This window comes from Ramlibacter sp. (genome assembly GCF_035706265.1).
Taxonomy (GTDB): domain Bacteria; phylum Pseudomonadota; class Gammaproteobacteria; order Burkholderiales; family Burkholderiaceae_C; genus Ramlibacter.
This window is the reverse complement of the sequence record NZ_DASSVG010000682.1, coordinates 1-8,636: the sequence shown is the minus strand read 5'-3', so window position 1 is coordinate 8,636 and position 8,636 is coordinate 1. Positions and strand designations below refer to the sequence as shown.

The window sequence follows — 8,636 nt, the reverse complement described above, 5'->3', positions numbered from 1 at the left end:
AACTACATCGGCATCACCGAGGACGCCAACACCATGTTCGCCAAGGTGATGTCGATCTCCGACACCCTGATGTGGCGCTGGTACACGCTGCTGTCCTTCCGCACCGAGGCGCAGATCGCCGCCTTGCGGCAGGAGGTGGCGGGTGGCCGCAACCCGCGCGACGCCAAGGTGATGCTGGCCAAGGAGATCACCGCCCGCTTCCACGACGCCGCCGCGGCGGACGCGGCGGAACAGGATTTCGTCAACCGCAGCAAGGGCGGGGTGCCGGACGAGATCCCGGAGGTGGCGCTCTCCGGCGCGCCGTTGGGCATCGCGCAGCTGCTGAAGCAGGCCGGCCTGGCGCCCTCCACCTCGGAGGCCAACCGCCTGATCGACGGCGGCGGGGTGCGCGTCGACCAGTCGCCGGTGAGCGACAAGGGGCTGAAGCTCGGCGCCGGCACGTACGTCGTGCAGGTGGGCAAGCGCAAGTTCGCCCGGGTGACGCTCGGATAGGCGGTGTGGCGTGATTGTGGGTCCGATGTACAATCGAACCCATGATCACCAACATCGACATCGACGAAGCCCTCGTCGCGGAGGCGATGAAGGTTTCGGGCGCGCGCACGAAGCGCGAGGTGGTCGACCGCGCTCTGCGCGAGATGGTGCAGCGGGCGAAGCGCCCGAGGCTGCGGGATATCTGGGGCATGGCCACCGATGAAACCTACTGGCCCGACTATGACCCGAAGACGGACCCGGGCGAAGAGCCGGGCAAGTACCGGGTCGAACAAGGCGTGGCCGGCTACAAAGTGACTCCACCGGCCGCCACCAAGCCTCCGCGCGGCACGAAGAAGTGATGCTGCTGCTCGATTCCAGCGTCTGGATCGACTCGCACAGGGGCCGTTCGACGGAGGCGACTCGCTTCGTCCAAATGCGCGATGACCATGAGGAAATCGCCACCACGGGCATCATTTTCCAGGAGGTCCTGCAAGGCATCCGGCTCGATTCCGAGTACGAACGCATGCGCCAGGTGCTGTGGTCGACCCTGATCCTCGAACCGCGCGAACTCTCGACCTACGAGATTGCGGCGCAGTTGCACCGGACGGCGCGCGCGGCCGGGCTCACGATCCGCAAGCCGAACGATTGCCTCATCGCAGCCATCGCACTGGAGCATGGTGCGCTGCTGGTGCACAACGACCGCGACTTCGTCGCGCTCGCGCAGGTTGCGCCGGCCCTGATGATCTACCCGGGCCGGCCCAACTGACTCAGCGCGCCCCCGCCGCCTCCAGCAGCTTCACCATCTCGGCATGACCGCGGGCTTGGGCCAGTTGCAGCGGCGTGCGCCCGGCCCGGTCGGCCAGCTGCAGGTTCGCTCCGGCCTGGACCAGCGCCCGCAGCGTGTCCTGGTGGCGCGGCCCGCCGTCGCCCAGCACGATGGACTCGATCACCGCCGTCCAGTGCAGGTTGTTCACGTGGTCCAGCGGCGCACCGGCGGCAATGAGCTGGCGCACCACGCCGGCGTGGCCCAGGTGGGCGGCCGCGATCAGCGCCGTGCCGTCGTAGCGGCTGGTGACCTGCTTGGCGCTGGCGCCGAGCGAGAGCAGCAGCTTCAGCGTCTCCTCGTCGTTCGCCACCGAGGCGATGGTCACGGCGTCGTAGCGATCGTGTTCCAGCAGGTTCAGGTCGGCGCCGGCCCGGGCCAGCGCCTGGATGGCGCCGCGCTGTTTGGCAAAGGTGGCCACGTGCAGCGGCGTGCGACCGCGCGCATCGCGCGCGTTCAGGTCGGCGCCCGTGGCCACCAGCGCGGCGACGCGCGCGGCGTCGCCCGCCTGCGCCGCCGCATGCAGGCCCTGGTAACGGGCCGCCTCGGCCGCGCTGGGGCCCACCTGTGCCTGCGCCGCGGCGGCCGCCGCGAAGGCGGCGGCGATGAGCCAGCGCGCGGCCCTCATTGCAGCTGCCCCTTCACTTTCTCGAGGGCGGCGTTGGCGCACTGCTCGTCCAGGTGGCCGCCCGGCGCGCCGCCGATGCCCACGGCGCCGATGGTCTCGTTGCCCACCTTGATCGGCACGCCGCCGCCCAGCAGCAGGAAGCCGGGGAGGTACACCAGGTTGGCGCCCGCGGGATTGGACTGCGCGCCCAGCATCATGGCCTGGGTCGCGTTCTTCGCCGAAGCCGAGGTCCAGGCCTTGCGCTCGCTGGAGCCGAGCGTGTGCGGGCCGGCGTTGTCGGCGCGCAGGACGGCCTTCACCGTGCCGGCGCGGTCCACCACCGTGGCCGCCACCGCGTAGCCGTTGGCGGCGCAGGCATTCACCGCTTCCAGCGCGATCTGCTGGGCGAGCTGGGCCGAGATGTTGCGCTCGGTGCGGAAGGCCTGGGCCGAGGCGCCGGTGGCAGCGAGGACGAGGGCGGCGGCAAGGGCCGCGGCGGCGATGCGCATGGCAGGTTCTCCTGTGTTCGTGTTGCGGCCCCGCTCGGGCCGTGGGGAGAACTGTAGGCAGCGCAGCCGCTGCGCGGCATTCGTTCGGCTACGCGCCGGCCTCCGTAGATCTACGGAGCGCTGCCGTCCTCAGCGATCAGCGCGGCATAGCGGCGCACCAGCTGGGCCAGCGATTCGGCCTGCAGCTTGGCGAACAGGTTGGCGCGGTGCGTCTCCACCGTGCGCGGCGACAGGGCCAGCGCGCGGCCGATCTCCTTGTTGGTGAGGCCCTCCACGATCAGGCCCGCCACCTCGCGCTCGCGTTCCGAGAGCTGGGCGTAGCGCTCGCGCGCCACGCGGTCCGCGGCCAGCCGCTCGCGCGAGCGCACGTGCTGGCGCACGGCGTGCTGCAGCGCCTCCAGCAGCGCCTCGTCGTCCACCGGCTTTTCCAGGAACTCCGCCGCGCCGCCCTTGAATGCGCGCCGGCACATCTCCACCGTGCCATGGCCGGTGAGCATGATGACCGGCTGGTCCACGCCCTGCTGCTGCAGTGTCTCCAGCACGGTGAGCCCGCTCATGCCCGGCATGCGCACGTCGAGCACGATGGCACCGATGTCCTGGCGCGGGAACTCGCGCAGGAACTGCTGCGGGTCGGACCAGCCCTGGACCCGCAGGCCCACCGTGGAGATCAGCAGCGCGAGGCCGGCGCGCACGCCGTCGTCGTCGTCGACCAGGTGCACCAGCGGGGACAGCGGCGCGTTCACGGCGCCTCCACGAGCGGCAGGCGCAAGGTGAAGGCCGCGCCGCGCGGGCTGCGCGCCTGCACGCCGAGCCGCCCGCCCATGCCGGTGGCGAGGCTCTCGCACAGGCTCAGGCCCAGGCCCAGCCCGTTCTCGCGGGTGGTGAAGAACGGTTCGAAGATGCGCGGCAGCACCTCGGGGGCGATGCCCGGGCCGCTGTCGCCCACCGTCAGCGCGCCCTGGCCGGACTCCTGTTCCACCCGCACGGAGAGGCTGCGCTCCTGCGGGGGAACCTGTTCCAGCGCCTGCAGCGCATTGGTCAGGAGGTTGTGGATGATCTGCTCCAGTGCCACCGGCTCGGCCTGCACGGCCACGTCCTCGCCGGTCTCGAGCTGCGGCGCCACCTGGCGGCGCGCGAACTCGGGCTCGAGCAGGTACAGCGCGTTGCGCACCGCCTGCGACAGCACCACCGGCTGCAGCGCCGCCTGCGCCGCCGGACGCTCGACCCCCCGCCGCAAGCGCCCCAGCACGTCGGCCGCGCGGCGCGCCTGTTGCTCCGCCTGCCGCATGGCGTCGCGCGCGGTCGCGAGCTCCGGCGCATCCTCCTGCAGCAGGCGGCGCGCCGCCTGGGTGCTGGCCAGCACCGCGGCCAGCGGTTGGTTCAGTTCGTGCGCCATGCCCGCGGCGAGCTCGCCCAGGGTGTTGAGGCGCGCCACCTGGCCCAGGCGCAGCAGTTCCTCGGCCCGGCGCCGCTCGGCCCGCTGCGTACGCAGCCAGTGCCAGGCAGCCACCGCGGCGGCCATCGCCAGCGCCCACGGCAGGATCCAGCGCCAGGGCAGGTCGCCCCAGCCGACGGTGCGGCGCGCGACCAGGTCGAAGGGCTGGCTCTCCGCGGCCAGGTGCTTGCGGAAGGACAGGGTCCACAGCCCCGGCGCGGGGCTTCCCGGCTGCAGGAGGAACTGCTGCCCGCCGTATTCCAGCGCCACGCGCAGCGGGCTGGTCGCGGGGTCCATCGGCCATTCGTTCCAGGGCACGACCTTCTGCAATTCGAACTGGGCGGAGAAGCTGGCCGGCTCCGCCGCGAGCACCACCCGGTAGCGCCCGCGGGCAAAGTCGGCGTCGGCCAGCGCCGGACGGCCCGCCGCGCGCGAGCGCGCCTCGGCGGCCGCCAGGGCCGGATCGTTCCAGCCGGCATCGCGCTCGCGCCGCTGCACCGAGAGGATCTGCGGGTACAGGGCGGGCAGCCGCCGTTCGACCGGCTCCGCGCCCGCGGCCGGCTGCAGCAGGGCCACGGTGGCGAGCACGGCCTCGTGCTGCACCACGCGCTGGCTCAGGACGCGGTGGGCGATGCGCGCATCGGTCTCGAACAGGTCCTGCAGGCGCGCGAGCTCCAGCCGCGCCAGGGCCGCGGCACCCGCCGCCGTGAGCAGGAGCCACAGGCCCAGGGCGGTGCGATGGCGGCCAGGCAGTCGCATGCGCGGATTCTGGCATGCGGCCGTACAGCACAATCGAGGCATGTCCCTCGCCTCAGTTGCCAGCCGCCTCGAACCCCAGGTGCTGCTGCGATGGTCCATCGCTGTCGCCGTGGCGACGATCGCGCTCAAGACCTTGGCGTGGTGGCTTACCGATTCGGTCGGGCTGCTGTCCGATGCGATGGAGTCGCTGGTGAACCTGGCCAGCGCCGTGTTCGCGCTGCTGATGGTGCGCATCGCCATGCGGCCCGCGGATGCCGACCACCCCTACGGCCACCATAAGGCCGAATACTTCTCGGCCGGCTTCGAGGGCCTGATGATCATGATCGCCGCCGCCGCCATCCTGTGGGCGGCGGTCGGGCGCCTGCTCGATCCGCAGCCGCTGGAGCAGCTCGGGATCGGCCTCGCGCTGTCGGTGCTGAGCTCGCTGCTCAATGGGGCGCTGGCCTGGACCATGCTGCAGTCCTCGCGCCGGCACCGCTCGATGGCGCTGGAAGGCGACGCCCGCCACCTGTTCACCGACGTCTGGACTTCGGCCGGCGTCGTCGTGGGGGTGGGGCTGGTCGCGCTCACCGACTGGCTGTGGCTCGATCCGGCGGTGGCCGTGCTGGTGGCGCTCAACATCCTGCACGAGGGCGGGCAGCTGCTGTGGCGCTCGGCCCAGGGGCTGATGGACCAGTCGCTCGAGCCGGACGTCCAGGACGTGATCACCAGGACCCTGGCGCAGTTCAAGCACCGGACCATCCGCTTCGACCACGTCTCGACGCGCCGCTCCGGCAGCCGCCGCTTCGTCGACCTGCACATGCACATGCCGGCCGACTGGACGCTGGGCCGCGCGGCCGCCGTGCGGTCCTCGGTCGAACAGGCGCTCATGAGCGCGGTGCCGGGCCTGCGCTGCACGATCCAGCTGCTGCCCATGGACGTGGAAGCGCATTCACAGGACGAGGAGGACCTGATCTGATGCTGGCCCTGGTGCAACGCGTGCGCGAAGCGAAGGTGGTGGTGGCCGGCCGCACCATCGGCGAGATCGGGCCGGGCCTCTTGGCCCTGGTGTGCGCCGAGCGCGGTGACACGGAGGCGCAGGCCGACAAGCTGCTCGCCAAGCTGCTGAAACTGCGCATCTTCGCCGACGAGGCCGGCAAGATGAACCGCAGCGTGCAGGACGTGGCCGGCGGCCTGCTGGTGGTGAGCCAGTTCACCCTGGCGGCGGACACCAGCGGCGGCAACCGCCCGAGCTTCACCAATGCGGCCGCGCCGGAAGAGGGGCGGCGGCTCTACGAGTATTTAGTCGCCAAGGCGCGCGAGGCGCATCCGGTGGTGCAAACCGGCGAGTTCGCCGCCGAGATGCAGGTGCACCTGGTGAACGACGGGCCGGTGACGATTCCGTTGACGGTGCGTTAGGGCCGGGGTTTCAATAGGGATTCGGGTACCCCAGCACCCCCATCAACAGCACCTCCACCGCCTCCATCTCCAGCGCCTCCCGCTCCCCGCGCTCGTGGTCGTATCCCTGCGCATGCAGGGCGCCGTGCACCAGCAGGTGCGCGTAGTGCGCCTCCAGCGTCTTGCCCTGTTCCTTCGCCTCGCGCTCCACCACCGGAGCGCACAGCACCAGGTCGGCCGAGACGACCGGCTCGCGCGCATAGTCGAAGGTCAGCACGTTGGTGGCGTAGTCCTTGCCGCGGTACTGCCGGTTCAGCGCCTGGCCTTCCTCGGCGCCGACGATGCGCACGGCGATCTCGCCCGGCTTCTGCAGCGCGATGCCGACCCAGCGCCGCACCCGCGCCGGCGTGACGACGCGCCGGTGTTCGGCCGCCTTCGGGAACGCGCCGAACTGCAGCGACACGTCCAGCGTCATTTCGGTTCCGACTTGCGCGCGGCGTCGTACGCATCGACGATGCGCGCCACCAGCGGATGGCGCACCACGTCCGCGCTGGTGAAGCGGGTGTGCGCGATGCCCTTCACCCGCTTGAGCACCCGCTCGGCGTCCACCAGCCCGGACAGCGTGCCCTTGGGCAGGTCGATCTGGCTGATGTCGCCCGTGACCACCGCCTTGCTGCCGAAGCCGATGCGGGTGAGGAACATCTTCATCTGCTCCGGCGTGGTGTTCTGCGCCTCGTCCAGGATCACGAAGGCGTTGTTCAGGGTGCGCCCGCGCATGAAGGCCAGCGGCGCGATCTCCAGCGCGTTGCGCTCGAAGGCCTTGGCCACGCGGTCGAAGCCCATGAGCTCGTACAGCGCGTCGTAGAGCGGCCGCAGGTAGGGGTCCACCTTCTGCGTCAGGTCCCCGGGCAGGAAGCCGAGCTTCTCGCCCGCCTCCACCGCGGGGCGCGTGAGCACGATGCGTTGCACGGCGTTGCGCTCCAGCGCGTCGACGGCGCAGGCGACGGCCAGGTAGGTCTTGCCGGTGCCGGCCGGGCCGATGCCGAAGGTGATGTCGTGGTTGGCGATGTTGTCCAGGTACACGCTCTGGTTGGGCGTGCGCGCCTTCAGGTCCGCGCGGCGGGTGTGCAGCACCAGGGCGCCGTCCTCGTCCTCCTCCATCGCCACGTCGCCGGCCAGCATCAGCTGCACCTTCTCCCTGGAGATGCTGCGCGAGGACATCTCGTACATGGCCTGCAGCACGTGCATGGCGCGTTCGGCCTTGGCCTTGGGCCCTTCGACGCGGAAGTGCTCGCCGCGGTGGCCGATGCGGACCTGCAGCGCCTCCTCGATGGTCCTGAGGTGTTCGTCCATGGGGCCGCACAGGTGCGCGAGGCGGGTGTTGTTCAGGGGGCTGAAGGCGTGGCGGAGAATCAACGTGATAATCCCGGAGAAGGGACCGCAATGATAGGCAAATTGACGGGGACGCTGAGCGAGAAGAACCCGCCGCAGGTGCTGGTGGACTGCCACGGGGTCGGCTACGAAGTCGATGTGCCCATGAGCACCTTCTACAACCTGCCCGGGGTGGGCGAGAAGGTCTCGCTGCTGACGCATTTCGTCGTGCGCGAGGACGCGCAGATCCTGTTCGGCTTCGGCTCCGCCGGCGAGCGCGAGGCCTTCCGCCAACTCATCAAGATCTCGGGCGTGGGCCCGCGCACCGCGCTGGCCGTGTTGAGCGGCATGAGCGTGGGCGACATCGGCCAGGCCGTCACGCAGCAGGATGCGAGCCGGCTGGTGAAGATCCCCGGCATCGGCAAGAAGACCGCGGAGCGCCTGCTGCTGGAACTCAAAGGCAAGATCGGCGCCGACCTCGGTGCCATCGGCGCGCATACCGTGAACGACAACCAGGGCGACATCCTGCAGGCCCTGGTGGCCCTGGGCTACAGCGACAAGGAAGCGCAGGCCGCGCTCAAGCCGCTGCCCAAGGACATCAGCGTGAGCGATGGCATCAAGCAGGCGCTGAAGGCGCTGGCGCGATGAGCATCCAGACCGACGATTTCGCGCCGCCGCCTTCCAAGCGGGTCGTTTCCGCCGTGCCATCGTCGCCGGCGGAAGAGGCGCTGGAGCGTGCGCTGCGGCCCAAGGGCCTGGCCGAATACGTGGGCCAGGCCAAGACGCGCGAGCAGCTGGAGATCTTCATCGGCGCGGCGCGCAAGCGCGGCGAGGCGCTGGACCACGTGCTGCTGTTCGGCCCGCCCGGCCTGGGCAAGACGACGCTGTCGCACATCATCGCCCACGAACTGGGCGTGAACCTGCGCCAGACCTCCGGTCCGGTGCTGGAAAAGCCCAAGGACCTGGCGGCGCTGCTGACCAACCTGGAACGCAACGACGTCCTCTTCATCGACGAGATCCACCGACTCTCGCCGGTGGTGGAGGAGATCCTCTATCCCGCGCTGGAGGACTACCAGATCGACATCATGATCGGCGAAGGTCCCGCGGCCCGCTCGATCAAGCTGGACCTGCAACCCTTCACCCTGGTGGGCGCGACCACCCGCGCCGGCATGCTGACCAACCCGCTGCGCGACCGCTTCGGCATCGTCGCGCGGCTCGAGTTCTATTCCCAGGAGGAGCTGGGCAAGATCGTCGGCCGGTCTTCGGGCTTGCTCGACATTTCCG

The 8,636-nt window shown here is 70.6% G+C and carries 13 protein-coding genes; 7 read left to right on the top strand and 6 right to left on the bottom strand.

Annotated features, from left to right (window positions below; translation table 11 throughout):
* The 3 genes from VFM98_RS24585 to vapC all read left to right on the top strand — a co-directional run.
* On the top strand, window positions 1-492 hold a 492-nt coding region (locus VFM98_RS24585), incomplete at its 5' end, for a S4 domain-containing protein (protein ID WP_325112522.1).
* A gap of 41 nt (window positions 493-533) precedes the next feature.
* A complete protein-coding gene (locus tag VFM98_RS24580) occupies window positions 534-830 on the top strand; it encodes a type II toxin-antitoxin system VapB family antitoxin (RefSeq protein WP_325112521.1) in 297 nt (98 codons plus the stop codon).
* The gene (vapC, locus tag VFM98_RS24575; protein ID WP_325112520.1) at window positions 830-1,237 is read left to right on the top strand and encodes a type II toxin-antitoxin system VapC family toxin; all 408 of its coding nucleotides are present in this window, start codon (window positions 830-832) and stop codon (window positions 1,235-1,237) included. The genes VFM98_RS24580 and vapC overlap by 1 nt, the downstream gene beginning before the upstream one ends.
* 1 nt (window position 1,238) lies before the next feature.
* Here vapC and VFM98_RS24570 read toward each other — a convergent pair whose 3' ends face one another.
* From VFM98_RS24570 to VFM98_RS24555, 4 genes are all read right to left on the bottom strand, one after another.
* Window positions 1,239-1,922: an ankyrin repeat domain-containing protein gene (locus VFM98_RS24570; RefSeq protein WP_325112519.1), complete on the bottom strand. Its 684-nt coding sequence runs from the start codon at window positions 1,920-1,922 to the stop codon at window positions 1,239-1,241.
* Entirely contained in the window at window positions 1,919-2,410 is a 492-nt protein-coding gene (locus VFM98_RS24565; RefSeq protein ID WP_325112518.1) for a heme-binding protein, read from the bottom strand. Before VFM98_RS24565 ends, VFM98_RS24570 begins: the two co-directional genes overlap by 4 nt.
* A gap of 110 nt (window positions 2,411-2,520) precedes the next feature.
* On the bottom strand, window positions 2,521-3,153 hold the full coding sequence (locus VFM98_RS24560) for a response regulator transcription factor (protein WP_325112517.1): 633 nt from the start codon (window positions 3,151-3,153) through the stop codon (window positions 2,521-2,523).
* Window positions 3,150-4,604, bottom strand: a complete 1,455-nt coding sequence (locus tag VFM98_RS24555) for a sensor histidine kinase (protein ID WP_325112516.1) — start codon at window positions 4,602-4,604, stop codon at window positions 3,150-3,152. Before VFM98_RS24555 ends, VFM98_RS24560 begins: the two co-directional genes overlap by 4 nt.
* Window positions 4,605-4,644: 40 nt before the next feature.
* On the opposite strand from VFM98_RS24555, the gene VFM98_RS24550 reads away from it, so the two are divergent.
* On the top strand, window positions 4,645-5,562 hold the full coding sequence (locus VFM98_RS24550) for a cation diffusion facilitator family transporter (RefSeq protein ID WP_325112515.1): 918 nt from the start codon (window positions 4,645-4,647) through the stop codon (window positions 5,560-5,562).
* Complete coding sequence (gene dtd, locus VFM98_RS24545) at window positions 5,562-6,002, top strand: D-aminoacyl-tRNA deacylase (protein WP_325112514.1); 441 nt, start codon at window positions 5,562-5,564, stop codon at window positions 6,000-6,002. The genes VFM98_RS24550 and dtd overlap by 1 nt, the downstream gene beginning before the upstream one ends.
* A 10-nt stretch (window positions 6,003-6,012) precedes the next feature.
* On the opposite strand, the gene ybeY is transcribed toward dtd, so the two are convergent.
* Window positions 6,013-6,456 carry an rRNA maturation RNase YbeY gene (gene ybeY, locus VFM98_RS24540; RefSeq protein WP_325112513.1) on the bottom strand — a complete coding sequence of 148 codons (444 nt, stop codon included), beginning with the start codon at window positions 6,454-6,456 and terminating at the stop codon, window positions 6,013-6,015.
* On the bottom strand, window positions 6,453-7,397 hold the full coding sequence (locus tag VFM98_RS24535) for a PhoH family protein (protein WP_325112512.1): 945 nt from the start codon (window positions 7,395-7,397) through the stop codon (window positions 6,453-6,455). Before VFM98_RS24535 ends, ybeY begins: the two co-directional genes overlap by 4 nt.
* Window positions 7,398-7,424: 27 nt before the next feature.
* On the opposite strand from VFM98_RS24535, the gene ruvA reads away from it, so the two are divergent.
* Both ruvA and ruvB read left to right on the top strand, forming a co-directional pair.
* A complete protein-coding gene (gene ruvA, locus VFM98_RS24530; RefSeq protein WP_325112511.1) occupies window positions 7,425-8,000 on the top strand; it encodes a Holliday junction branch migration protein RuvA in 576 nt (191 codons plus the stop codon).
* On the top strand, window positions 7,997-8,636 hold a 640-nt coding region (ruvB, locus tag VFM98_RS24525; protein ID WP_325112510.1), incomplete at its 3' end, for a Holliday junction branch migration DNA helicase RuvB. The genes ruvA and ruvB, both read left to right, overlap by 4 nt.

Bases quoted from the DNA above. Each gene is read 5' to 3' on its own strand.
- VFM98_RS24580 (WP_325112521.1), top strand. From the start codon at position 534: ATGATCACCAACATCGACATCGACGAAGCCCTCGTCGCGGAGGCGATG.
- vapC (WP_325112520.1), top strand. From the start codon at position 830: ATGCTGCTGCTCGATTCCAGCGTCTGGATCGACTCGCACAGGGGCCGT.
- VFM98_RS24570 (WP_325112519.1), bottom strand. From the start codon at position 1,922: ATGAGGGCCGCGCGCTGGCTCATCGCCGCCGCCTTCGCGGCGGCCGCC.
- VFM98_RS24565 (WP_325112518.1), bottom strand. From the start codon at position 2,410: ATGCGCATCGCCGCCGCGGCCCTTGCCGCCGCCCTCGTCCTCGCTGCC.
- VFM98_RS24555 (WP_325112516.1), bottom strand. From the start codon at position 4,604: ATGCGACTGCCTGGCCGCCATCGCACCGCCCTGGGCCTGTGGCTCCTG.
- VFM98_RS24550 (WP_325112515.1), top strand. From the start codon at position 4,645: ATGTCCCTCGCCTCAGTTGCCAGCCGCCTCGAACCCCAGGTGCTGCTG.
- dtd (WP_325112514.1), top strand. From the start codon at position 5,562: ATGCTGGCCCTGGTGCAACGCGTGCGCGAAGCGAAGGTGGTGGTGGCC.
- ybeY (WP_325112513.1), bottom strand. From the start codon at position 6,456: ATGACGCTGGACGTGTCGCTGCAGTTCGGCGCGTTCCCGAAGGCGGCC.
- ruvA (WP_325112511.1), top strand. From the start codon at position 7,425: ATGATAGGCAAATTGACGGGGACGCTGAGCGAGAAGAACCCGCCGCAG.